Origin of the sequence: Pseudoxanthomonas sp. LjRoot125 (assembly GCF_964252705.1) — a bacterium.
GTDB lineage: Bacteria > Pseudomonadota > Gammaproteobacteria > Xanthomonadales > Xanthomonadaceae > Pseudoxanthomonas_A.
In genome coordinates, this window is sequence record NZ_CAXUOY020000001.1 from 3,043,556 (window position 1) to 3,065,926 (window position 22,371).

At 68.8% G+C, this 22,371-nt stretch carries 25 protein-coding genes and 1 riboswitch; of the genes, 19 read left to right on the forward strand and 6 right to left on the reverse strand.

The window, feature by feature from the left end; all coding sequences use genetic code 11:
* Positions 1–69: 69 nt before the first annotated feature.
* The 8 genes from ACSION_RS14200 (at position 70) to ACSION_RS14235 (ending at position 7,602) form a co-directional block, all read left to right on the forward strand.
* Positions 70–666 carry a GNAT family N-acetyltransferase gene (locus tag ACSION_RS14200; protein WP_093486948.1) on the forward strand — a complete coding sequence of 199 codons (597 nt, stop codon included), beginning with the start codon at positions 70–72 and terminating at the stop codon, positions 664–666.
* Between the two features lie 2 nt (positions 667–668).
* Entirely contained in the window at positions 669–1,442 is a 774-nt protein-coding gene (gene minC, locus ACSION_RS14205) for a septum site-determining protein MinC (RefSeq protein ID WP_435306719.1), read from the forward strand.
* Positions 1,443–1,485: 43 nt separating this feature from the next.
* On the forward strand, positions 1,486–2,295 hold the full coding sequence (gene minD, locus ACSION_RS14210; RefSeq protein WP_093296826.1) for a septum site-determining protein MinD: 810 nt from the start codon (positions 1,486–1,488) through the stop codon (positions 2,293–2,295).
* Positions 2,296–2,297: 2 nt separating this feature from the next.
* Entirely contained in the window at positions 2,298–2,552 is a 255-nt protein-coding gene (gene minE / locus ACSION_RS14215; RefSeq protein ID WP_093486953.1) for a cell division topological specificity factor MinE, read from the forward strand.
* Positions 2,553–2,627: 75 nt separating this feature from the next.
* Positions 2,628–3,077, forward strand: coding sequence for a hypothetical protein (locus ACSION_RS14220; RefSeq protein WP_435306720.1), 450 nt, complete (start codon positions 2,628–2,630; stop codon positions 3,075–3,077).
* A 234-nt stretch (positions 3,078–3,311) separates the two neighbouring features.
* A complete protein-coding gene (locus tag ACSION_RS14225; RefSeq protein WP_435306421.1) occupies positions 3,312–5,288 on the forward strand; it encodes a M2 family metallopeptidase in 1,977 nt (658 codons plus the stop codon).
* A gap of 70 nt (positions 5,289–5,358) precedes the next feature.
* Positions 5,359–6,927, forward strand: coding sequence for a trypsin-like serine peptidase (locus ACSION_RS14230; RefSeq protein WP_435306422.1), 1,569 nt, complete (start codon positions 5,359–5,361; stop codon positions 6,925–6,927).
* Positions 6,928–7,053: 126 nt separating this feature from the next.
* Entirely contained in the window at positions 7,054–7,602 is a 549-nt protein-coding gene (locus ACSION_RS14235; protein ID WP_435306423.1) for a metal-dependent hydrolase, read from the forward strand.
* Here ACSION_RS14235 and ACSION_RS14240 read toward each other — a convergent pair.
* Both ACSION_RS14240 and ACSION_RS14245 read right to left on the reverse strand, forming a co-directional pair.
* Complete coding sequence (locus ACSION_RS14240; protein ID WP_093486963.1) at positions 7,595–8,005, reverse strand: hypothetical protein; 411 nt, start codon at positions 8,003–8,005, stop codon at positions 7,595–7,597. The two genes, ACSION_RS14235 and ACSION_RS14240, sit on opposite strands and share 8 nt — an antisense overlap.
* Before the next feature lie 19 nt (positions 8,006–8,024).
* A complete protein-coding gene (locus tag ACSION_RS14245) occupies positions 8,025–9,278 on the reverse strand; it encodes a multidrug effflux MFS transporter (RefSeq protein ID WP_435306424.1) in 1,254 nt (417 codons plus the stop codon).
* Between the two features lie 200 nt (positions 9,279–9,478).
* A riboswitch (glycine riboswitch) is annotated at positions 9,479–9,597 on the forward strand.
* Positions 9,598–9,639: 42 nt separating this feature from the next.
* Between ACSION_RS14245 and gcvP the strand changes: the two genes are divergently transcribed.
* Together gcvP and ACSION_RS14255 are read left to right on the forward strand one after the other, a co-directional pair.
* Entirely contained in the window at positions 9,640–12,543 is a 2,904-nt protein-coding gene (gcvP, locus tag ACSION_RS14250; protein ID WP_435306425.1) for an aminomethyl-transferring glycine dehydrogenase, read from the forward strand.
* A gap of 133 nt (positions 12,544–12,676) precedes the next feature.
* On the forward strand, positions 12,677–13,921 hold the full coding sequence (locus tag ACSION_RS14255; RefSeq protein WP_435306426.1) for a cation:proton antiporter: 1,245 nt from the start codon (positions 12,677–12,679) through the stop codon (positions 13,919–13,921).
* 19 nt (positions 13,922–13,940) lie between these two features.
* On the opposite strand, the gene ACSION_RS14260 is transcribed toward ACSION_RS14255, so the two are convergent.
* Positions 13,941–14,843 (reverse strand): LysR family transcriptional regulator, encoded by a 903-nt coding sequence (locus ACSION_RS14260; RefSeq protein ID WP_435306427.1) that lies wholly within the window; start codon positions 14,841–14,843, stop codon positions 13,941–13,943.
* Positions 14,844–14,969: 126 nt separating this feature from the next.
* Between ACSION_RS14260 and ACSION_RS14265 the strand changes: the two genes are divergently transcribed.
* Positions 14,970–15,734, forward strand: a complete 765-nt coding sequence (locus ACSION_RS14265) for an SDR family NAD(P)-dependent oxidoreductase (RefSeq protein WP_435306428.1) — start codon at positions 14,970–14,972, stop codon at positions 15,732–15,734.
* Positions 15,735–15,786: 52 nt separating this feature from the next.
* Here ACSION_RS14265 and ACSION_RS14270 read toward each other — a convergent pair whose 3' ends face one another.
* Positions 15,787–16,215 carry a VOC family protein gene (locus ACSION_RS14270; RefSeq protein ID WP_435306429.1) on the reverse strand — a complete coding sequence of 143 codons (429 nt, stop codon included), beginning with the start codon at positions 16,213–16,215 and terminating at the stop codon, positions 15,787–15,789.
* Between the two features lie 133 nt (positions 16,216–16,348).
* Here ACSION_RS14270 and ACSION_RS14275 point away from each other — a divergent pair, with 133 nt between their 5' ends.
* From ACSION_RS14275 to ACSION_RS14310, 8 genes are all read left to right on the forward strand, one after another.
* The gene (locus tag ACSION_RS14275; protein WP_435306430.1) at positions 16,349–16,807 is read left to right on the forward strand and encodes a hemerythrin domain-containing protein; all 459 of its coding nucleotides are present in this window, start codon (positions 16,349–16,351) and stop codon (positions 16,805–16,807) included.
* A 43-nt stretch (positions 16,808–16,850) separates the two neighbouring features.
* Entirely contained in the window at positions 16,851–18,071 is a 1,221-nt protein-coding gene (locus tag ACSION_RS14280) for a helix-turn-helix domain-containing protein (RefSeq protein ID WP_435306431.1), read from the forward strand.
* A gap of 33 nt (positions 18,072–18,104) precedes the next feature.
* Entirely contained in the window at positions 18,105–18,767 is a 663-nt protein-coding gene (locus tag ACSION_RS14285) for a glutamine cyclotransferase (protein ID WP_435306432.1), read from the forward strand.
* Between the two features lie 110 nt (positions 18,768–18,877).
* On the forward strand, positions 18,878–19,639 hold the full coding sequence (locus ACSION_RS14290; protein ID WP_435306433.1) for a DUF899 domain-containing protein: 762 nt from the start codon (positions 18,878–18,880) through the stop codon (positions 19,637–19,639).
* Positions 19,640–19,651: 12 nt separating this feature from the next.
* Positions 19,652–20,266 (forward strand): hypothetical protein, encoded by a 615-nt coding sequence (locus tag ACSION_RS14295; RefSeq protein ID WP_435306434.1) that lies wholly within the window; start codon positions 19,652–19,654, stop codon positions 20,264–20,266.
* A gap of 106 nt (positions 20,267–20,372) precedes the next feature.
* A complete protein-coding gene (locus tag ACSION_RS14300; protein ID WP_435306435.1) occupies positions 20,373–20,810 on the forward strand; it encodes a hypothetical protein in 438 nt (145 codons plus the stop codon).
* Between the two features lie 13 nt (positions 20,811–20,823).
* Positions 20,824–21,264: a 3-dehydroquinate dehydratase gene (locus ACSION_RS14305; RefSeq protein ID WP_435306436.1), complete on the forward strand. Its 441-nt coding sequence runs from the start codon at positions 20,824–20,826 to the stop codon at positions 21,262–21,264.
* Positions 21,245–21,475 carry a hypothetical protein gene (locus ACSION_RS14310; protein ID WP_435306437.1) on the forward strand — a complete coding sequence of 77 codons (231 nt, stop codon included), beginning with the start codon at positions 21,245–21,247 and terminating at the stop codon, positions 21,473–21,475. Before ACSION_RS14305 ends, ACSION_RS14310 begins: the two co-directional genes overlap by 20 nt.
* A gap of 319 nt (positions 21,476–21,794) precedes the next feature.
* Here the strand turns inward: ACSION_RS14310 and ACSION_RS14315 are convergent, their stop codons facing one another.
* Positions 21,795–22,013: a hypothetical protein gene (locus tag ACSION_RS14315; RefSeq protein WP_435306438.1), complete on the reverse strand. Its 219-nt coding sequence runs from the start codon at positions 22,011–22,013 to the stop codon at positions 21,795–21,797.
* Entirely contained in the window at positions 22,010–22,315 is a 306-nt protein-coding gene (locus ACSION_RS14320) for a hypothetical protein (protein ID WP_435306439.1), read from the reverse strand. Before ACSION_RS14320 ends, ACSION_RS14315 begins: the two co-directional genes overlap by 4 nt.
* Positions 22,316–22,371 lie beyond the last annotated feature (56 nt).

The following is a 22,371-nucleotide window of genomic DNA, read 5'->3' on the forward strand; positions in this document are numbered from 1 at the left end:
TCGGCGCCACCATGCGATAATCCGGGCTTGGCCACGTGCCGCCCTGCAAGACCCGTACGGAGTCAGGTAATGTCGATCGTCATCCGCGACGTGCGCGAGCACGAGCTGGATTCCGTCCTAGCCCTCAACAACAATGCCGGACTGGCGATCCTCCCGCTGGATTCAGCCAAGGTCCGCCGCTTCTACGAGACGGCCGAATACTTCCGCGTCGCCGAGCGCGACGGCAACCTCGCCGGTTTCCTGGTCGGCTTCGGTTCGGCCGCCGGACACGACAGCAGCAACTTTGCCTGGTTCGGCGAGCGCTATCCGCAGTTCTTCTACATCGACCGCATCGTGGTGGCGAGCCGTCGTCGCGGCGGCGGCGTGGGCCGCGCCTTCTATGCCGATGTCCAGAGCTTCGCCGAACTACGCTATCCGCAGCTGGCGTGCGAGGTCTTCCTCGACCATGGCGCCGATCCTGCCCTGCTCTTCCACGGCAGCTTCGGCTTCCGCGAAGTCGGGCAGCACGTGATGGCCGAGGCGAACGTCCGCGCCAGCATGCTGATGAAGGAACTGTGCAGCTATCCGTGGGTGCGCGACACCTACGGCGACGCGCTGCCCGATACACCCTGGACCCGTACCCGCCTCGTGGCGGCAGCCGGCGCACAGCGCCCGACGGGAACATGAGCGTGACCCGGACCCACATGGACTACGAACAGGCCGGCGAACTGAAGATCGGCCAGGTCGGCATCGCCAACCTCCGCATCCGTACCCTCGACGTCGACCAACTGGTTCGCGAAATGCGCGAGCGCGTCGATCGTGCACCGAAACTGTTCGGCCGTGCCGCCGTCATCGTCGATTTCGGCGGCTTGGCACGCATGCCCGACGTGGCGACGGCACAATCGCTGATCGACGGCCTGCGCGCTGCGGGCGTGCTGCCGGTGGCGCTGGCGTACGGCTCCCGCGACACCGAAGTGCTGTCCGAGCAACTGGGCCTGCCGCTGCTCGCCAAGTTCCGCGCGCAGTACGAATCTTCTGCTCCCGCCGCACCTGCCCCCGCACCCGCGGCACGCCCCGCCGCCGTCGAGCCTGCGCCAGCGAAACCGGCACCCGCCGCCAAGGCGGCCGACAGCAAGCCGGGACTGGTCCAGAAGACCCCCGTGCGCTCCGGCCAGCAGTTGTACGCCGAGAATCGCGACCTGACCGTGCTCAGCACCGTCGGTGCCGGCGCCGAAGTCATCTCCGATGGTTCCATCCACATCTATGGCGCGTTGCGCGGCCGCGCGCTCGCCGGTGCGCGCGGCAATGCCGATGCCCGCATCTTCTGCCGTGAATTCCACGCCGAACTGGTCGCCGTCGCAGGCCACTACAAGGTGATGGAGGAAGTGCCCAAGGAACTGCGCGGCAAGGCCGTGCAGATCTGGCTGGACCAGGACCAACTCAAGATCGTCGCGCAGGACTGAGCGCGCCACCACCCGAACATAAGAACGACCAAGGAGAACACCGTTGGCTGAAATCATCGTAGTCACGTCCGGCAAGGGCGGCGTCGGCAAGACCACCACCAGCGCCAGCATCGCCTGCGGGCTGGCCCGTCGCGGCAAGAAGGTCGCGGTCATCGACTTCGACGTCGGCCTGCGCAACCTCGACCTCATCATGGGCTGCGAGCGCCGCGTGGTGTACGACTTCGTCAACGTCACCCAGGGCGAGGCCACGCTGAAGCAGGCCCTCATCAAGGACAAGCGCTTCGAGACGCTGTACGTGCTCGCCGCGTCGCAGACGCGCGACAAGGACGCGCTGACGAAGGAAGGCGTGGAGAAGGTGCTGAAGGACCTGTCCGACGACGGTTTCGAATTCGTCGTGTGCGACTCGCCCGCCGGTATCGAGAAAGGCGCCTTCCTGGCGATGTACTTCGCCGACCAGGCCATCGTGGTGGTCAATCCGGAAGTGTCCTCGGTGCGCGACTCCGACCGCATCCTCGGCCTGCTTGACTCCAAGACCCGCCGCGCCGAGAACGGCGAGCCGCTGAAGGCCAACCTGCTGCTGACCCGCTACAACCCCGCGCGCGTCGAGGGCGGCGAGATGCTCAGCATCAAGGATGTGGAGGACGTGCTGGGTTTGAAGACCCTCGGCGTGATTCCCGAATCCGGCGACGTGCTGAATGCGTCCAACAAGGGCGAGCCGGTGATCCTCGATCTGGAATCGCCGGCCGGCCAGGCCTACGACGACACCGTCGCCCGCCTGCTGGGCGAAGACCGCCCGCTGCGCTTCACCACCCTGGAGAAGAAGGGCTTCTTCAGCAAGTTGTTCGGAGGCTGATCATGGGCCTATTCGATTTCCTGAAGGCGAAGAAGAACACCGCCGAGACCGCCAAGAACCGCCTGCAGATCATCATCGCGCAGGAACGCAGTTCGCGTGGCGCCCCCGACTACCTGCCGCTGCTGCGCCGCGAGTTGCTGGAAGTGATCAAGAAGTACGTCAACGTCGACGTCGACGCAGTCAAGGTCGACTTGATCAAGGACGGCGACCATGACGTGCTCGACATCTCCGTGGCGCTGCCGGAAGGCAACAACTGACGCCGTAACGGGCGGAGCCCTGCTCCGCCCGCGTTTCCGATGAGCGCGACGCCGACCGATATCGAGAGCTCCGTGATGCGGGTGGGCAGCGTGTCCTTCGGCGATGCGGCTTCGCTGCTGGCCGGCTATGGGCTGACGCTCCACCGCGTGGAGGATGGCTCGCCGATTCCCGGCAGCTTCTGGGGCGAACCGGAAGCCGGCGTCATCGCCCACAACGTCTACGTGCGCAACGACACGCCCGTGCACTCGATGCTGCACGAGGCGTGCCATCTGATCGTGCTCCCGCCCGAGCGGCGCGCCCAGGTGCATACCGACGCGACCGACTCGGTGATCGAAGAAGACGCCACCTGCTGCCTGCAGATCATCCTCGCCGATGCCCTGCCCGGCGTGGGGCGCGCACGCCTGATGGCCGACATGGATGCCTGGGGCTACACGTACCGGCTGGGGTCGACACGGGCGTGGTTCGAGCAGGATGCGGATGACGCCCGCACGTTCCTGCAAGAACGCGGGCTGCCCTTCCGCTGATCCGGCGGCGACACCCGGGCGCGCTGCGGCGCGCGATCTGCCGCGGCGCCCATCATTCCAGTGGGCGCGATTCGAGCACGATGCCGACGATGCCCGCGCGTTCCTGAAGGATCGGGGCCTGCCGCACCGCTGAAGGCGCCGTCCCGCAAGGCGCCGCAACGTCGCACTTGCCGCCCCACCCCCGTCTCACTACCCTTCGGGTTCCCGTGCCAGCCGCACACCGAAGGACGTCCCGTGAAGCACCGCCACCTTTTGCTCGCCCTCGCCATCGGCGCCGGCGTTGCCACGCTCGCCGCCTGCAAGAAGGACGAACCGGCTGCCGACAGCGCCGCCGTGCCTGCCGCACCGAAGGGCGAGACCGCCGACGAGTTCGTCGCGCGCGTCAACGACGAATTCAAGAAGATGTACCCGGAGCTGACCGCCGCACAGTGGTTGTCGAGCACGTACATCAACGATGACAGCCAGTTGCTGGCCGCCAAGGGCAACGAGCGCTACCTGACCCAGCTCAACAGCTGGATCGACCAGGCGAAGAAGTTCGAGGGCCAGAAGATGTCGGCCGAGTCCGCGCGCGCCATCCAGTTGCTCAAACTGGCCACCGCGATGCCCGCGCCGAAGGATCCGGTCAAGCTGGCCGAGCTGACCCAGATCGCCACGAAGATGGAAGGCACCTACGGCGCCGGCAGCTACTGCACGGGCGAAGGCGATGCGAAGAAGTGCCGCCAGCTGGGCGAACTCGAGGACGTCCTGCGCAGCAGCCGCGACTACGACGCGCAGTTGGACGCGTGGCAGGGCTGGCACACGATCGCCCAGCCGATGCGCAAGGACTACACGCGCTTCGTCGAGCTGGTCAACGAAGGCTCCAAGGAAATGGGCTTCGCCGATGCCGGCGAGATGTGGCGCAGCGGCTACGACATGACGCCGGCCGAGATCGCCGCGGAAACCGATCGCCTGTGGGGCCAGGTCAAGCCGCTGTACGAGCAACTGCACTGCTACACCCGCACCAAGCTGCAGGCCACCTATGGCGTGGAGAAGGGCCAGGTCAACGGCCTGCTGCCCGCGCACCTGATGGGCAACATGTGGCAGCAGGACTGGGGCAACCTGTGGGACATGCTGGAGCCGTACAAGGGCGCCGGTAGCCTCGACATTACCGGTGCGCTGGAGAAGCAGTACCAGGCCGACTACCAGGCGGCGCTGGCCAAGGCCGGCCCGGGCGTGGGCACCGACAAACTGTTCCAGGCCGAGCGTGAGGCGCAGCTGCAGGTCGCCAAGCAGATGACCGAGCGTGCCCAGGACTTCTACACCAGCCTGGGCATGCCCAAGCTGCCTGAGAGCTACTGGACCAAGACCCAGTTCATCAAGCCGATGGATCGCGACGTGGTCTGCCACGCGAGCGCGTGGGACATGAACATGACCGGCGACGTGCGCACCAAGATGTGCATCAAGCCGAACGAGGAAGACTTCACCACCATCTACCACGAGCTCGGCCATGTGTATTACTACCTGGCCTACAACAAGCTGCCGCCGCTGTTCCAGACCGGCGCGCACGACGGCTTCCACGAGGCCATCGGCGACACGATGGTGCTGGCGATGACGCCGGACTACCTCAAGTCCATCGGCATGGTGGGCGACCAGCAGCAGACCAACGAAGCGTTGATCAACGCGCAGATGCGCATGGCGCTGGCCAAGGTGTCGTTCATGCCGTTCGGCCTGATGATCGACCGCTGGCGCTGGGGCGTGTTCGACGGCAGCATCAAGCCGGCCGACTACAACAAGGCCTGGTGGGACCTGAAGGCGAAGTACCAGGGCGTGGCACCGGCCACGGCGCGTAGCGAAGACTTCTTCGATCCGGGCGCGAAGTACCACGTGCCGGGCAACACGCCGTACACGCGCTACTTCCTCTCGCACGTGCTGCAGTTCCAGTTCTACAAGGGCCTGTGCGACGCGGCCGGCTACAAGGGCCCGCTGTACAACTGCAGCTTCTACGGCAACAAGGCGGCGGGCCAGAAGTTCTGGGCGATGCTCGAGAAGGGCGCCAGCCAGCCGTGGCAGGGCACGCTGAAGGAACTCACCGGTACCGACAAGATGGACGCCGGTGCGGTGCTGGAATACTTCGCCCCGCTGCAGGAGTGGCTGAAGCAGCAGAACGAAGGCCAGACCTGTGGTTGGCCGGCGACGGCGCCTGCCGCCGCGGCCGCGCCCGCGAAGCCCTGAGTTCGTCCCCTGGGCGGGCCGCCATCGGCCCGCCCGTTCCGCCCCACGCTCCGACACGGAGGTCCGAAGAATGATGCGATCGAACACCTTGCGATGCCTTGCCAGCCTGATGCTGGTCTCCCTGCCCCTGACTGCGAGCGCAGCGGTTACCCAAGTGGCGGGCGAAGCCAGTCGCACGCCGGCGCAGTCCGCGCCCGCGTGGAAGCTGGCGCAGTTTCCGGCGAACAGCACCACCAGTCAGGGGTATCGCGAACTCGCACTGGAACGGCTGGTCGAAGTGGAGCAGCGAAACGCCAGCCAGCGCATCAAAGCGACCCAGATCGGCATCGAGCGCGTCCAGGCCAACGAAGGCATCGAGCGTTTCACGCCGGGGCTGCGCTGGGTAACGATGAAATCCGGAGACGCGGTGGCGCGCCTGCGGGTGGACTCCCCCGATGCGATGGGCTTGCGGGTTGGCCTCCAGGTGAAGCGTCTGCATCCGCACGTCGAACTGCGTTTTGCGGGCGCGGACGACCCCCAACGCGTCGTCGCGCGCGTCACCGCTGCCGAGGCGCAGTTGCTGGCCGACGCCGGCGGCCTGTACTGGACGCCCGCCACCGACGGCAGCGCGCAGATCATCGAGATCTATCGCCCCGCCCACGTGAAGGCGGCGCAGGCGCGGTTGCAGGCGCCCCAGGTGTCGCACCTGCTCACCAACAGCCGCAACGACTTCAAGATCGTGGAGAAAGTCGGCGAATCGGGGGCCTGCAACATCAACGCCGTGTGCCGGGTCGACCAGTTGGGCGCGGCCTACGTGCAGGCCAAGAACGCCGTGGCGCACATGGTGTTCGTCAAGAGCGGTCGCAGCTACATCTGCACGGGCACGCTACTCAACGACACGACCGCCGGCACCCAGGTCCCCTACTTCTACTCGGCCGCCCACTGCATCGCCGACCAGACGGTGGCGAATACGCTCAATACGTACTGGGCCTACGAGAACACCGGCTGCAATACGCTGGACGGCGTGCGCGCCAATCCGCTGGCCGGAGGCGCGGACATCCTGTTTGTCGATGCGGCCAGCGATGCCCTGCTCCTGCGACTGAAGAACCCCGCACCCGCCGGCGCAACTTTCGCTGGCTGGGATGCCAGTCCGGTAACGACAGGGGTCAACGTGGTCGCGATCCACCACCCGTCCGGTGATGCGAAGAAGGTCTCGTTCGGCCAGTCGACCACGGGCAGTCCCTACCCGGAGCGTTTCGCGGCGGGCTGGCTGGAAGGAACCACGGAGGGCGGTAGCAGTGGCTCGGGGCTCTTCACCCGCTATGCCGACGACTCCTATCGCCTGCGTGGTGGCCTGTACGGTGGCTGGGCGACGTGTGCGAACTCCGGCAACCTCAACAATGCGGAGAACCGCGACTTCTATTCGCGACTCGATCTGATCTTCCCGCAGATCAAGCAATGGATCGCCGCCGATCCCGTGCTTGAGCGCAGTTCGCAACCGCTCGTGCGCAGCGCGGGCGCGACAGCCGGGGTTCCTGCGCAAGGCCAGGGCGCGCGTGCCACCGGTTCGACTGACGCTCCGGTATCTCCCACGCCTTCGACGATCGCCGAGCGTGTGCGCCAGAAAGCACCGCTTCGCACGACCCAGCGCGAACGCTGATTCCCGCGCGGGGTTCGCTCTGGAAAGGCCGGCTCGATGCAGGCCTTTCCTTTTGGCCACACGCGCACTTCATCGAAGACACACCTCGGCGGCGGACGTTGGGTACTCCAACGAACGACATTCCGCATGCCCACGATCCTGACCCACGCCCTGCTCCCCCTCGCCGCCCGCATCGCGCTGGGGCGCGACCGCGTCCCGTCCCGACTGGTCGCCGCCGGCATGGCGGCCGCGATGCTGCCCGATGCCGATGTCGCGATGTTCGCGCTCGGCATCGACTACGCGCATGCCTTCGGCCATCGTGGCGCCAGCCATTCGCTGGTCTTCGCGTTGGCGTGCGGACTGCTGGCCACGTGCTTCGCGCGAACGTTGAAAACACCGCCCATCACCGCGTTGTTCTTCGTCGCGCTGTCCGCCACCTCCCACCCGCTGCTGGACATGCTGACCGATGGCGGTCTGGGCGTGGCGCTGTACTGGCCGTGGTCCGACGCGCGCCACTTCGCGCCGTGGCGGGTGATCGAGGTATCACCGTTCGCGAACCGCTTCTTCAGCGCGCGCGGCCTGGCCGTGCTGCGCTCGGAGCTGTGCTGGGTATGGCTACCGACGCTTGCGCTTGCCGGCGTCCTCTTCGGGACACGTGTCGCAGGACGAAGCGCGCGACAGCGCGGCGTCAGTTGATGTCCGGCGCCGGTTCTTGCTTGTTGGCCTTCATCTGCTCGGCCATCTGCTGCTCGAACTGCTCCAGCGTCAGGCCCTGGGCCGCCGCCTCGATCACCGCCGTATCGCGCAGCTCGTCGGAATACACCAGGCGCACCGCATTGCCCTGTGCTTCGTGCAACGCCGCGGCCTGCTTGATCATCGCCAGCACTTCGGCCGCGCTGTCGGAACTGCCGGCGATGCGGCCGTCCATGCCCAGCACCCACACCCCCGCCTGGCGCACGATGCCGGCCAGCAGGTCGCCTTGCGGATTGCGCAGCTCGGCATGCGGCTCGATCGCCGGCGCGTTGGCGCGCGCCACGTTGCGCTCCTTGGTCGCCTTGCGCTTCTTCGCTTCGCGTCGGGCCTTGGATTGGATGGACATGGGGAAATCTCGCTGCAGGTCAGAGTTGATCGGTGGGCTCGAGCGCGGCTGGCGCGCGCGGGCAGGCGGGCTGGCGGCGGCTGGCGTGCGCCTCCCATTGCCACATCAGCCAACCCACCAGCACGAAGCCGGCCATGCCCAGCGCCAGGTGCAGGCCATGATGGCTCAACAGCGGCGACAGCACGCCGGCGATGATGGCGTTCACCATCAGGTTGCTGAAGGCCTGCAACGACGAGGCCGCGCCGCGCTGGCGCGGGTACATGTCGAGGATGGCCAGGGTCAGGATCGGGAACACCAGCGCCACGCCCAACGCGGCCAGCATCATGGGCAGCACGGCCCACGGTACCCGGATGTCCGCCCCGGCCCAGGCGTTGTAGCCCACGTTCGCCACCATCGCCAACGCCATGCAGGCGTAACCGATCCGCACCAGGCGTGCGCCTTCGACGCGGCCGGCCGCACGCCCGGAAAGGAATGCGCCCAACACCATGCCACCGATGGTTGGCAGGAACAGCCAGGCGAACTGCTGCTCGTTGAGATGCAGCAGGTCCATCACGAACGCAGGCGCGGACGCGATGTACAGGAACAGGCCACCGAAGCTCAGCGAACCGGCCAGCGCCAGGCGCAGGAAGCGCCGGTTGCGCACGATGCCGACGTAATCGCGCAGCAGGCGGCGCGGGGACACTTGCAGGCGCACCTCGGCCGGATGCGTCTCCGGCAGCCATACCGCCACCGCGACCAGCAGCAGCAGCGAGAACGCCGCCAGGAACCAGAAGATCATCGGCCATGCGCTCCAGCCGAGGATCCAGCCGCCCACGATCGGCGCGATGGCCGGCGCGATGCCGAAGATCATCGACACCTGGCTCATCAGCCGTTGCGCATCGTCGCCCTGGCGCGCGTCGCGGATCACCGCGCGGCCGACGATGAAGCCCACGCCCGCCGACAGGCCCTGCAGCGCGCGGAACAGCAGCAGCGTGCCCATGTCGGTGGCCAGCGCGCAGCCTACGGACGCGAGCAGGAACACGAACAGGCCGCCCTGGATCACCCGCTTGCGCCCGAACGCGTCCGACAGCGGCCCGTGCACCAGGCTCATCAGCGCGTATGTCAGCAGGTAGGCGCTGATGGTCTGCTGCATCGCCACCTTGTCCGCGCCCAGCTGCGCGCCCATCGCCGGGAAGGCCGGGAAGATGGTGTCGATCGAGAACGGGCCGAACATCGCCAGCCCACCCAGCAGCAGGGCCAGGCGGCGGTTTGAAATGGCGTGGGGGGCACTCATTGCGGGGGACGCTCCGGACGGGCGCGGCGGTCCACCATGAACAGGCCGCGCCGGGCGGCACATGGTACGCCGAAACCGCCGGCGGCCCCGTCGCCGGGCTATAATCGGCCGGCAACACCCGGTGGGAGAAGCCTGTCGCACGCGACCGGCTGCCGAAGGCGCAAACGCCCGTAATCGCTCAGGCCCGATACCACCACTGCAACAGACACTCTGGAGAGACCGGCCGCCTAGCGGCAGCGCCGGCGCCGAAGGGGCACGAAGCACGCGACCTCGTCCGCCGCGCTTCCAAACTCTCAGGCAAAAGGACAGAGGGGCATCCCACGTGCGGTTTCCGCGCGCCGGTCCTCATTGCCCTTCCCGGATGCCTGCCATGTCGAATACCCCCTCCCTGCGCGAGCTCGAGCACCACGGCGCGTTCCTCGAACGCCACATCGGCCCCAACGACGCCGAGATCGCGCACATGCTCGGTGTCGTCGGCCATGCGTCGCTCGACGCGATGACCGATGCCATCGTGCCGGCCAACATCAAGTCCGCGCAGCCGCTGGCCCTGCCCGCGCCGATCAACGAAGAAGAAGCGCTGGCCAAGATCCGCGCCGTCGCAGACCGCAACCAGGTCTTCCGCAGCTTCATCGGCCAGGGCTACTACGGTACCCACACGCCGAAGGTCATCCTGCGCAACATCCTCGAGAACCCGGCCTGGTACACGGCCTACACGCCCTACCAGGCGGAGATCTCGCAGGGCCGCATGGAGGCGCTGATCAATTTCCAGACCATGGTCGCCGACCTGACCGGCATGGAGATCGCCAACGCCTCGCTGCTGGACGAAGGCACCGCCGCCGCCGAGGCGATGACGCTGGCCAAGCGCTCGGCCAAGTCGAAGTCGAACACCTTCCTGGTCGCCGGCGACACCCACCCGCAGACGCTGGAAGTGCTGGCCACCCGCGCCGAACCGCTCGGCATCACCGTCGACGTCGTGCGCTCCACCGACGCCTTCCACGAGAAGCTCGCCGCCGGCGATTACTTCGGCGTGCTCGTGCAGTACCCGGCCTCCAGCGGCTGGGTCGAGGAATGGACGAAGGACGCCGAGACCATCCACGCGCACAACGCGCTGTTCGTGGTCGCCACCGACCTGCTTGCGCTGACCCTGCTGAAGTCGCCGGGCGAAATGGGCGCGGACATCGTGGTCGGCAACTCGCAGCGCTTCGGCGTGCCGTTCGGCTTCGGGGGCCCGCATGCAGGCTTCATGGCCTGCCGCGACGCCTACAAGCGCAGCATGCCGGGCCGCCTGATCGGCGTGTCGGTCGATGCCGAAGGCAAGGCCGCCTACCGTCTCACGCTGCAGACGCGCGAACAGCACATCCGCCGCGAGAAGGCCACCTCCAACATCTGCACCGCGCAGGTGCTGCTGGCCGTGATGGCCAGCATGTACGCCGTCTACCACGGCCCCGAGGGCCTGAAGCGCATCGCCGGCCGCGTCGCCCGCCTCACCGCCATCCTCGCCGAAGGCCTGCGCACGCTGGGCTACCCGGCGGTGCACGCCAGCGCGTTCGACACGTTGTGCATCGAGCCCGGCGACGCCCGCGACGCCCTCCTCGCCCGCGCCCGCGCTGCCCGCATCAACCTGCGCGTGCGCGGCAACGGTTCGCTCTGCATCTCGCTGGACGAAACCACCACGCGCGCCGAGGTCGAAGCGCTATGGGGCGTGTTCGCCGGCGAAGGCGCCACGCTGCCGTCGATCGATGCGCTCGACGCTTCCGCACCGTCGCTGATCCCGGCCGCCCTGCGCCGCACCAGCGCGTTCCTGACCCACCCGGTGTTCAACACGCACCACAGCGAGCACGAACTGCTGCGCTACATGCGTGCGCTGTCGGACAAGGACCTGGCGCTGGACCGCACCATGATCCCGCTGGGCAGCTGCACCATGAAGCTCAACGCCACCGCCGAGATGATCCCGGTGACGTGGCCTGAGTTCGGCAACATCCATCCGTTCGCGCCGGCCGAGCAGTCGCAGGGCTACACGCAGCTGATCGACGAGCTGGAAGCGATGCTGGTCGAGTGCACCGGCTACGACGCCGTCAGCCTGCAGCCGAACTCCGGCGCGCAGGGCGAGTACGCCGGCCTGCTCGCCATCCGCGCCTACCACCGCGCGCGTGGCGACGCCCATCGCGACATCTGCCTGATCCCCGAATCCGCGCACGGCACCAACCCGGCCAGCGCGCAGATGTGCGGCATGGCCGTGGTGGTCACCAAGTGCGATGCCAACGGCAACGTCGATGTGGAGGACATCCGCCGCGCCGCCGAGAAGTACAGCGACCGCCTGGCCGCGATCATGATCACCTACCCGTCCACGCACGGCGTGTTCGAGGAAGACGTGGTCGCCATCTGCGACATCGTCCACCAGCACGGCGGGCAGGTGTACACCGACGGCGCCAACATGAACGCCCTCGTCGGCGTGGCCAAGCCCGGCAAGTGGGGCTCGGACGTTTCGCACCTCAACCTGCACAAGACGTTCTGCATTCCGCACGGCGGCGGCGGCCCCGGCGTGGGTCCCTGCGCGGTGAAGGCGCACCTCGCGCCGTACCTGCCGAAGAAGCTCGGCGGCGAAGGCGACGTCGGCATGGTCAGCGCGGCCAGCTTCGGCAGCGCCAGCATCCTGCCGATCAGCTGGATGTACGTCACCCTGATGGGCGCCTCCGGCCTGCGCAAGGCCACCCAGGTGGCGCTGCTCAACGCCAACTACATCGCCAAGCGCCTGGAAGCGCATTACGAGACGCTCTACACCGGTCGCAACGGGCTGGTGGCGCACGAGTGCATCCTCGACCTGCGCCCGATCAAGGACGCCACCGGCATCAGCGCCGAGGACGTCGCCAAGCGCCTGATCGACTTCGGCTTCCACGCGCCCACGCTGAGCTTCCCGGTCGCCGGCACGCTGATGGTCGAGCCGACCGAGAGCGAATCGCAGCACGAGCTGGACCGCTTCATCGACGCGATGATCGAGATCCGCGAGGAGATCCGCGCGGTCGAGGACGGCCGCCTGGACCGCGAGGACAACCCGCTGAAGAACGCGCCGCACACCGCCACGATGGTGATGGCCAGCGAATGGACCCACGCCTATCCGCGCGAACTGGCCGCGTTCCCGCTGGCCACGCTGAAGCTGCAGAAGTACTGGCCGCCGGTGGGACGCGTGGACAACGTCTACGGCGACAAGAACGTCATGTGCGCCTGCATCCCGGTGGATGCGTACAAGGAAGACGTGGAGGCGTAAGCCGCCTTGGTCGGATGGTGGAAGGCCCCGCATCGCGGGGCCTTCTGCGTTCAGGGGAACGTCTTGTGGGAGCGTGGCACAGGCCTGGCTGCGCCCCGCGACACCCCACATGGCGCCCGGCTAACATCGCGCCATGACCGATCTCACCGCGTTCGCCCTCGATGCCCTGATCTTCATCGGCCTGGCCTGGGCGGCCTGGCGCGTGCTGGGGCGGTCGATCCCGATCGCCGTCATCCCGATCATCATCGGCCTGCTACTGGCGGCTACCGGCGTACTGCCCGCGGGTTGGGGCGTGCCGTCGAAGCTCGGCGACCAGATCGGCTTCCTCGGCGTGCTGCTGCTCGCCTTCACCGCCGGCCTGGAAACCCGCGAATCCGCGCATCTTCCCAGCGCGCCCAATGCCGCGCCGCTGCCGCGTGCGCAGGCGCTGCGCTTCATCGCCAGCGCCGGCATGGCGCTGCTGCTGCCCTTCGTCGCCGGCACGCTGGCGGCGCACTACTACTTCACCGGCCTGCCGGGCTGGCAGGCACCGAAGGGCGGCGCATGGATGGGCTCGCTCGCGATCGGCCTGTGCATCGCGGTCAGCGCACTGCCGGTGCTGATCGGCATCATCCGCGAGCTCGGCCCGCTGCACCGCCCGCTCACCCAGATCGCCCTGCGCATCGCCGTGATCGACGACGCCGTGCTGTGGACCGGACTCGCCCTGCTGTTGCTCGCGGCCGAAGGCGGCTCGCTGCTCGCCAGTGCATCCCCGGTCACCGCACTCGCGATCGGCGCGCTCGTGGTGCTCGCCTTCGCGGGCCGGCTGGCGCAACGCGCGCAGGCGGCACCGCCGGCGTGGGCGGTGTGGATCGCGCTGCCACTGTTCCTCGTTGCCGGCGCATGGGCCAGTTCGCAGCTCGGCCTGCATGCATTGCTCGGTGCGTACTTCGGCGGCGCGATGGTGCCCCCGGCCTGGTCGCGTCGCGTGCCGGTCGAACGCGTCGGCCAGATCGCCCTGATCGGCATCGCCCCGCTGTTCTTCGGCCACAGCGGCCTGAAGATCGATGGCAGCGTGCTGGGCTGGGCTTCGCTGCAGGCCTCGCTCGTGCTACTGGGGGTGGCGGTGCTCGCCAAACTCGCCGCGGTGATCGCGTGCCCGCCGTCCTCCACGCTGTCGCGCCGCGACGCGCTCGCGGTCGGCGCGCTGCTGCAATGCAAGGGCCTGATGGAAATCGTCGCGGCCACCATCCTGCGCGACAAGGGCCTGCTGTCCGAACACGCCTTCGCCGCGCTGGTCACCCTGGCCGTGTTGTCGACGCTGCTCACCGGCCCGTTCTTCCGTGCGCTGGTGAAACGCCGCGCCACCGCCGACGCGCACAGCCGTCACGCCGTGTGATCGCGGCGATGCGTCGCGATCATGCATCCAGATAAGGCCGCGTCGTCTCCGTCAGCCACACCATGAACGCCTGCACGCGCTGCGGCAGGTGGCGGCGATGCGCATACAGCAGCGTCACCGGCATCGGCTCCGCGGCGTATTGCGGCAACACCTCCTCCAGCAGCCCCTGTTCCACCAGCGTGCGCAGGCCCGCGACCGGCGCCTGGATCAGGCCCAGGCCGGCGATGCACGCCGCTTCGTACGCATCGGAACTGTTGACCGTCAGCGCGCCTTCCATCGGCACGCTGGTGTAGCGCGTGCCGTCCCAGTATTCCCACCCATCGGGCTTGCCGCCGAACTGGCTGGCGTAGTGGATCAGCCGATGCGCATGTAGATCGTCCGGCGACTGCGGCACGCCATGGCGTTGCAGGTACGCCGGGCTGGCGCAGGTCACCACGCGCAACTGGCCCAGCGGCCGCGCGATCAGGCTGGTATCGGCCAGCGTGCCCACCCGCAGCACGCAGTCGAAGCCTTCGCGCACGACATCGACGCGACGATCGGTGCAGCTCAGTTCCAACGCGAGCTGCGGATGCTCGTGCAGGAACGCCGGCAGGTGCGGCAGCACGAAGTGCCGTGCGAAGCGCGCCGGCATGTCCACCCGCAGCCGGCCGCGCAACGCCTGCGGCGAGCGCGCGAACAGATGCTGCACCTCGTCCATGTCGGCCAGCAGGTCCTGGCAGCGCTCGTAGAAGGCCTGCCCGTCCTGGGTGAGCTGCACGCGCCGCGTGGTCCGGTGCAGCAGCTGCGTGCCCAGCCAGGCTTCCAGCTGCTGCACGGCGGTGGAGACGCTGGCCTTCGGCAGGCCCAAGCTGTCGGCGGCACGGGTGAAGCTGGCCATCTCGGCGACCCGGACGAAGGCCTGCATGGCATCGAGGCGGTTCATGGCGGCTCCGGCGATTGTTCGCCTTTGGCGAACGGTCCAATCAGTCTAAGCCGATTTATCCGCCCAATCCCGCCCAATACAGTGCCTCCACGGTGAATCCACCGCCTTCCCCACTGGAGACCTGCCATGACCCCGACCACCTCCCCCCTCACCCTCATCACCGGCGGCAGCCGCGGCCTGGGCCGCAACTTGGCGCTGGCCGTCGCTCGCCAAGGCCACGACGTGCTGATCACCTACCGCAGCCAGCAGGCGGAAGCCGAGGCCATCGTCGCCGAGATCGAAGCCCTCGGCCAACGTGCCGCAGCGCTGCCGCTGGACGTCGGCCAGAGCGACACCTTCGACGCCTTCGCCGATGCCGTGCGCGCCCGCCTCACCGCCTGGGGCCGCGAACGTATCGACCACCTGGTCAACAACGCCGGCATGGGCGTGCATGCAGGCTTCGCCGAGACCACGCGCGCGCAGTTCGATGCGCTGGTCGATGTGCACTTCAAGGGACCGTTCTTCCTCACCCAGGCGCTGCTGCCGCTGCTCGCCGATGGTGGCCGCATCATCAACATCTCCTCCGGCCTGGCGCGCTTCGCGCTGCCCGGCTACGCGGCATATGCGGCGATGAAGGGTGCGATGGAAGTGCTGACGCGCTACCAGGCCAAGGAACTCGGTGCACGCGGCATTGCGGTGAATATCGTCGCCCCCGGCGCCATCGAAACCGACTTCGGCGGCGGCGCCGTGCGCGACAACGCACAGCTCAACGCCTTCGTCGCCTCGCAGACGGCACTCGGCCGTGTCGGCGTGCCCGACGACATCGGTGGCGTGGTCGCCTCACTGCTGTCGCCGGCCAACCGCTGGGTCAACGCGCAGCGCATCGAAGCCTCGGGCGGCATGTTCCTGTAAACGCGCGGCAACGCCGTCTCCCCGCCGTGCGGGGAGAAGGCATCAGCAAGCGCTAGAACTCCACCTTCACCGACGGCGCACTGCGCTTGGCTTCGCCGTGGAAGACCGCTTCGATGTTGTTGCCGTCCGGGTCCAGCACGAACGCGCCGTAGTAGCCCGGGTGATACGCGCGCAGGCCCGGTGCGCCATTGTCCTTGCCGCCGTGCGCGAGCGCGGCCTCGTAGAAGCGGTCCACCATCGCGCGGTCCTGCGCCTGGAACGCGATGTGGTGGCGGCCGGTGAGCTTGCCGTCCGCCGCTTCGCTGTCGGCGGTGGAGACGAACAGTTCGTCGGCCCAGAAGTAGTTGCCGCCGTCGCCGCCCAGCGGGATGCCGAGCACTTCGAACACCGCCGTGTAGAACCTCCGGCTGGACTCCAGGTCGCGCACGACCAGCTGGATGTGGTCGATCAGGCGACCGCGGTGCAGTTCATTGGTTTCCATGGCAGGACCTCCGGTGGTGGTCGCGGCAGTATCCGCGGGCATTGTGGACAACGAGTGTCCGCGAGGCGCCGTTAACGCGGCCTCGACAGCGCGTGAGGGAGGCTGCCATTCCGCCAGCCATCGCGAGCGCGCCATGCCCGAGTCCATCTACGACGCCCTGCACGAAAGCCACGAAGCCCAACGCGCGCTGTGCCGCCGCGTACTGCGCTCCAAGCCGGGCACGCGCGAGCGGCTGGACCTGTTCACCGCGTTGCGCATCGAACTGGCCGCGCACGCCGCCGCCGAGGAACGCTTCCTCTACGTGCCCATCCTGATGGACGACCGCGGCCTGAATTCCTCGCGCCACGCCTTGCACGAACACCACGAGATCGACGAACTCGTCGAAGACATCCAGGCCCTCGACCCGCGCCATGCCGCCTGGCTGAAGAAAGCGCGCGCGCTGTCGGAGAAGGTGCACCACCACCTGCGCGAGGAAGAGAAGAAATTCTTCCAGGTCTCCGGCCGCATCCTCAGCGCCACGAAGAAAGCGCAGCTGGCCCGCCAGTACCGCCGCGACTACGCGCGCATGCGCAAGGAACTGGAAGCGGAATAAGGCCGCCCGCGACGATGACCGCGCCACGCGGTAGGCTGCCGGCATGGATTCCCTGATCGCCGCCGCCGGCCGGGCCCTGACGTCCGGCGATGTCCTGGGCGCCCTCAAGCACGTGGGCTGGCGCGAAGATCCCGCCGCGCTGGCGCTGCGCGGCATCGCGATGGCGCAACTCGGCGACTACGCGCGTGCGCGCGACCTGCTGAAACGCGCTGCGCGCGGCTTCGGTCCACGCGAGCCGCTGGCACGTGCCCGCTGCGTGGTGGCCGAAGCGGAAGTCGCGCTCGCCCTGCGCGAGTTCACCGCGTCGCCGCAGCGGCTGGACGACGCCGCGCAGGCGCTGGCCACGCGTGGCGATCATGCCAACGCGCGCCATGCGCAACTGATCGCCCTGCGCCGCCACCTGCTGCTGGGCCGACTGGATACCGCGCGTGCCGCGCTGGGCGCGCTCGATCTCGAAGGCGCGCCCGCCGCGCACCATGCGCTGGCCGCGCTGGCCGCCGCCGAGATCGCGCTGCGCTCGCTGCGCACGCGCGATGCGCGTTCGGCACTGCAACGCGCGCAGGCCGCCGCCGCCCAGGCGCGTATCCCCGCGCTGTCGGCTGAGATCGCACAGGTGGAATCCCTGCTGCAACAGCCTGCCGCCCGCATCCTGCACGCCGGCCACGAACAGCCGGTCACGCTGGACGAAGTGGAAGCCGTGCTCGCCTCCGGGACGCTCGTCGTCGACGCGGTGCGCCACGCGGTGCGCGACACCGCCGGCGTGGAATCGTTCGCGCGACGCCCGGTGTTGTTCGCGCTGTTGCGCGCACTCGCCGCGGGCTGGCCCGGGGATGTCGAGCGCAATGCGCTGATCGCGCGCGTGTTCCGCACGCGCGACCCGGACGAGACGCACCGCGCCCGCCTGCGCGTGGAGATCGGGCGCCTGCGGCGCCTGCTGGCGCCGTTCGCCGACATCACCGCGACCGCGCGTGGTTTCCTGCTGTCGCCGCACGGGACGCGCGGCGTGATGGTGCTGGCGCCGCCGGTCGAAGGCGAACAGGGCGTGCTGCACGGCCTGCTGGCAGACGGCATGGCCTGGTCCACGTCGGCGCTGGCGTTGGCCACCGGCGACAGCCAGCGCTCGGTACAGCGCGCGCTCGCCGCGATGGAAGCTGCAGGCCAGGTCCGCGCGATCGGCCGTGCCCGCGCGCAACGCTGGGTCGCACCGCCGCTCGCCGGATTCACGACGATCTTGTTACTCCCTGCCACGCCACCGTCTGCGTAGATTGGCCCTGTCCCCGCACATCAGGAGCACGCCATGAACGACACCACGCGCAAGGAGGCCTTTGTCGCCCCGGCCGAGATCACCCGCGAATACGGCCCGTTCGAGACCCAGAGCGGCGTGGCCGGCGTGACCCACGACGGCCGCCATGTCTGGGCGGCCACAGGCGATCGCCTGATCGCCATCGATCCGGCCAGCGGCGAGATCGCGCGCAGCCTGCCGCGCCCGGCCGACGCCGGCACCGCATTCGACGGCACGCATCTGTACCAACTCGCCGAGGCGCGCATCGACAAGATCGATCCGGCCACCGGCACCGTCGTCGCGTCGATTCCCGCGCCCGGCCTGGGATGCGACTCGGGCATGGCCTGGGCCGATGGCAGCCTGTGGGTCGGCCAGTACCGCGAGCGCCGCATCGTGCAGATCGACCCCGCCACCGGCGCGGTGCTGCGCACGATCGCATCCGATCGCTTCGTCACCGGCGTCAGCTGGGTGGACGGCGAGTTGTGGCACGGGACGTGGGAAGGCGACGACTGCGACCTGCGGCATATCGACCCGCGCGATGGCCAGGTGCTGGAGCGCCTGGAGATGCCGCCCGGCGTGCACGTCAGCGGCCTCGAATCCGACGGCGCAGGCCTGTTCTATTGCGGCGGCGGCCGCAGTGGCCTGGTGCGCGCCGTGCGTCGCCCCGCGCGCGCCTGAGCTATCCGCCGCATCGCGCGGCACGCCTTCCCCTCCCCCGCATTTCCGGTGCCGTCACGACACCGGCACGGGCAACGCCTGCCCGCTTCCCCCACTGCCTGGAGTCCGCGATGAACACGCTTGCACACGACACGCCCGCCATCGTCACCCACGACGCGTGGCGCACCGCTCGCCTTGCCTTGCTGGCGCGCGAGAAGGAACTCACCCGCCTGCACGACCAGATCGCGCGCGAACGCCGCGCCCTGCCCTGGGTGCGCGTGGAAACGCCCTACACCTTCGACACACCGCAGGGCACGCGCACGCTGGCCGACCTGTTCGACGGACGCCGGCAGCTGATGGTCCAGCACTTCATGTTCGCGCCCGGCTGGGAACAGGGCTGCAAGAGCTGCTCCTTCATGGCCGATCACCATGCCGGTGCGCGGGCCCACCTCGCCCAGCGCGACCTGGCGCTGGTCGCCGTTTCGCGCGCACCGCTGGCCGACATCGACGCATTTCGCCGCCGCATGGGGTGGACGTTCCCGTGGGTGTCCTCGTTCGGCACCTCGTTCAACCACGACTTCGGCGTGAACTTCACCCAGGAAGAGATGTCGCGCGGCCAGGTGGACTACAACTACACGCGCCAGCCGTTCCCGCATGAGGAAGCGCCCGGCATCAGCGTGTTCGTGCGCGACGACGCCGGCCAGGTCTTCCATACCTACTCGCGCTACGGCCGCGGCGTGGAAACGATGATGCACACCTACGCCTTGCTCGACCTCACCCCGTACGGTCGCGATGAAGACGCCGACGACTATCCGATGGCGTGGGTGCGCCACCACGATCGCTACGACGCCGCCCCCGTCTCTGCCGGTGGCTGCTGCGCGGCCAAGCCCTGAAGCCGCGCCGCCGTGTCGCTGCCGGATGCGGGGTGGCCGTGGCTGGCGGTCGCCGGCCTCGGCGTGCTGCACGGACTGAGTCCGGCGAACGGCTGGCTGTTCGCCGCGGCACGCGCGACGCGCAGCGGCGATACGCGCGACGTGCGGCGCGCGTTGTTGCCGATCGCGCTCGGACACGCGATGTCGGTTGCGCTCGTCGTCGCGCTGGTGATGCTGGGCCTGTGGCGGGCAGCGGATCGGCTGTACCCGCTGGCGGGTGCGGGCCTGCTCGCGCTCGCCGCGTGGCGCTGGCGGCGGCGGTCGTCACCCCCTGTGGCGCCTCGGTCGCACGCCGGCCTGGCCGCCTGGTCCTGCGCGATGGGCACGGCGCACGGTAGCGGACTGATGCTGGTGCCGGCGCTGCTGCCGCTCTGCATGGCGAACGGCCCGGCCGGCGCGATCACCGCGACCGGATCGCTGCTCCTGATGCTGGCGGCGGTGGCCGTCCATCTGCTGGCGATGCTCGCGACGACGCAGGTCATCGCCGGTAGTCTCTGTCGTGGCCTTCGGCACCGCGCATTCCCGACCGAAGCCGCAGGGACGCTGCTGCTTGTCCTGACGGGCGTGCTGCTGATCGCGCTGCACTGAACCGCTACGCGTTCTTTACGCGTCCGTGACCGGAACGCATGGCGACGTTACGCGGCGCGGGCCTAACGTGGCCACACCGCACACGCCGTGCGCCACGAACCGCTCCATGTCCATCCTGATCCTGCGCGGCCCGCATGCCACGCACCCCGAAACGTCCCCACTCGATCCTTCGCTGCGAAGTCGCGCCCATGCCGCCGGGCAGGCGCTGCACTGCCGTGCATTCGCGACGCTGCGCGGCCTCCTTGCCGGCCTGCGCCGCGCACGCACCGGGCAGGCGGACCTGCTGTTGCTCGATGTCGGCGACCTGGCGCTGCAGAACGCGTCCCATACGCAGGCAGTGCGCAACGCGCTGGATGCATTGCCAACGCCCTACATCGAACTGCACGACGATGCCGCGCACGCACTGGAACCGCGCGTGCACCCGCAGCACGCGCCACTGGTCACCGTGATCCTGCGCGACGACCTGCCGCGCGCCTACGCGATGGCGCTGGACATCGCCCTGCGCCGACTTCGCCCTGTGGCGACGGAGCCCTTCCATGCCTGAACCAGAGCCCCTCATGTCCATCCTCGTCATCCGTGGTCCTGAACGCCACGACGCCCTCACGTCGCCACCGCCGCCATTGCCGCCGTCGGTGCTTGGTGCGCTCGTGCAACGCGCCGGCTGCGCCGGGCAGACGCTCGCCGTCCGCAGCTGCGGCTCCACCACCGAAGTGCTTACCGCCCTGCGCCTGGCCAACGAATGGGGCGTGCGCGCCACCCTGCTCGACCCGGGCGCGCTCACTGATCATCCACTGCTGCAACGTGCGGTGCAGGGCCTCGCCCACCCGTACGTTGAGGTACACGACACCCTCGACGAAGGCAGCCTGCCCGCCGCCACCGGCCGTCGTCTTGCGGTGGTCGATGGCTACGGCGCGCGCAGTTATGCGCTGGCGCTGGAAATCGCGCTCGAGCAACTCGGGTGCGCGGAATGCGAGTGCGATGTGCACGTCGGCACCTGATGCGGACGCGTGCCTATCCGTTCGCCACTACTTCGCCGACTACGAGGTGTACGACGGCGGACAGCGCGTCGCGTGGGGCCAGGTGGCGACGCACGTCGACGACAAGGCGACACCGGCCGACACCATCGTGGCGGGATTGCGCGATGACGCCGCGCGCCAGCACGGCGTGGCGCGCGGCGCCATCCGTCTGCGCTGTGTGTGTCGGCTGTGAGCACGCCACGAGACAGCGCATGTTCACGCCTACCTGTGACCCCGCACGCAGTTTCGCGCGGTGTGCACGCCTGCGTTGACGCGGTCTTTGCGAACGCCGCGCGACACTGCACGTGTGGTCGGTGCCGCCCAGCGGCCAACCGGATCCAGGTGAACAGCCACGGCGACCACAAGGACACCGTTGTGCGAAGCCCTAGCTTCGTCCAGCTCGGCTGCATGTGCGTCCCCGTCGATAGGATCGCTGGCGCGGTGTCCTCTTCTTTCAGAATGCGCACCGCGCGCCTCCCCTTCCCTGGGGAGGCGCGCGATGGCCGCAAGGTTCATCCGGCGTGCGTATCGTCTGCCGGCATCGCTTCGTACCAGGCCGTGTCCTGCAGCGCGAGCAGCACTTCGGGCGCCGTCGCTGCGCCCATCGCCATCACGGCCATCGCCAACAGACCGGCGGTCGACAGCGGCGCGATCCCGGGCACACTGCCTTCGCAACCGCGGCGCGCGCGCATCGCGCGACGGCGGCCCGCATCGGGGGATACCCGCTTCATACGTTCGGCGGCAGCGGCAGGCGGATGCGGGGCAACGGCTCGGGCAACGAGGCCAGCGATTGCAGCTGGCAGAAGGTGGCGTCGTAGGCGGCCACTTCTTCCTGGTACTGGCAGAGCGCGCGGAAAGGATTGCGCGCGGACAACGCCTGCGCGGTGGCGCGCAACTGCTGGCCGTCGGGATGGGTCTGGACCAGCGCCGCCACCCATACGGTGAGGGCTTCCAACTGGCCGGTTGTGCGGGCATCGCTGGTTTCCAGTCGATCCAGCAGGTTGTGCAGGTGAGTTTGCGAGTACAGCAGCATGGGGCGTGGCATCCGGTGCGTGATCACCGCGGCCTGGCCCCTGTTCCAGCGCGTTG

What these genes read in the sequence shown, in the direction of transcription:
- ACSION_RS14200 (WP_093486948.1), top strand. Translation starts at nt 70, where the DNA reads ATGTCGATCGTCATCCGCGACGTGCGCGAGCACGAGCTGGATTCCGTC.
- minE (WP_093486953.1), top strand. Translation starts at nt 2,298, where the DNA reads ATGGGCCTATTCGATTTCCTGAAGGCGAAGAAGAACACCGCCGAGACC.
- ACSION_RS14220 (WP_435306720.1), top strand. Translation starts at nt 2,628, where the DNA reads ATGCGGGTGGGCAGCGTGTCCTTCGGCGATGCGGCTTCGCTGCTGGCC.
- ACSION_RS14230 (WP_435306422.1), top strand. Translation starts at nt 5,359, where the DNA reads ATGATGCGATCGAACACCTTGCGATGCCTTGCCAGCCTGATGCTGGTC.
- ACSION_RS14235 (WP_435306423.1), top strand. Translation starts at nt 7,054, where the DNA reads ATGCCCACGATCCTGACCCACGCCCTGCTCCCCCTCGCCGCCCGCATC.
- ACSION_RS14240 (WP_093486963.1), bottom strand. Translation starts at nt 8,005, where the DNA reads ATGTCCATCCAATCCAAGGCCCGACGCGAAGCGAAGAAGCGCAAGGCG.
- ACSION_RS14245 (WP_435306424.1), bottom strand. Translation starts at nt 9,278, where the DNA reads ATGAGTGCCCCCCACGCCATTTCAAACCGCCGCCTGGCCCTGCTGCTG.
- gcvP (WP_435306425.1), top strand. Translation starts at nt 9,640, where the DNA reads ATGCCTGCCATGTCGAATACCCCCTCCCTGCGCGAGCTCGAGCACCAC.
- ACSION_RS14255 (WP_435306426.1), top strand. Translation starts at nt 12,677, where the DNA reads ATGACCGATCTCACCGCGTTCGCCCTCGATGCCCTGATCTTCATCGGC.
- ACSION_RS14260 (WP_435306427.1), bottom strand. Translation starts at nt 14,843, where the DNA reads ATGAACCGCCTCGATGCCATGCAGGCCTTCGTCCGGGTCGCCGAGATG.
- ACSION_RS14265 (WP_435306428.1), top strand. Translation starts at nt 14,970, where the DNA reads ATGACCCCGACCACCTCCCCCCTCACCCTCATCACCGGCGGCAGCCGC.
- ACSION_RS14270 (WP_435306429.1), bottom strand. Translation starts at nt 16,215, where the DNA reads ATGGAAACCAATGAACTGCACCGCGGTCGCCTGATCGACCACATCCAG.
- ACSION_RS14275 (WP_435306430.1), top strand. Translation starts at nt 16,349, where the DNA reads ATGCCCGAGTCCATCTACGACGCCCTGCACGAAAGCCACGAAGCCCAA.
- ACSION_RS14280 (WP_435306431.1), top strand. Translation starts at nt 16,851, where the DNA reads ATGGATTCCCTGATCGCCGCCGCCGGCCGGGCCCTGACGTCCGGCGAT.
- ACSION_RS14285 (WP_435306432.1), top strand. Translation starts at nt 18,105, where the DNA reads ATGAACGACACCACGCGCAAGGAGGCCTTTGTCGCCCCGGCCGAGATC.
- ACSION_RS14290 (WP_435306433.1), top strand. Translation starts at nt 18,878, where the DNA reads ATGAACACGCTTGCACACGACACGCCCGCCATCGTCACCCACGACGCG.
- ACSION_RS14300 (WP_435306435.1), top strand. Translation starts at nt 20,373, where the DNA reads ATGTCCATCCTGATCCTGCGCGGCCCGCATGCCACGCACCCCGAAACG.
- ACSION_RS14305 (WP_435306436.1), top strand. Translation starts at nt 20,824, where the DNA reads ATGTCCATCCTCGTCATCCGTGGTCCTGAACGCCACGACGCCCTCACG.
- ACSION_RS14310 (WP_435306437.1), top strand. Translation starts at nt 21,245, where the DNA reads ATGTGCACGTCGGCACCTGATGCGGACGCGTGCCTATCCGTTCGCCAC.
- ACSION_RS14315 (WP_435306438.1), bottom strand. Translation starts at nt 22,013, where the DNA reads ATGAAGCGGGTATCCCCCGATGCGGGCCGCCGTCGCGCGATGCGCGCG.
- ACSION_RS14320 (WP_435306439.1), bottom strand. Translation starts at nt 22,315, where the DNA reads ATGCTGCTGTACTCGCAAACTCACCTGCACAACCTGCTGGATCGACTG.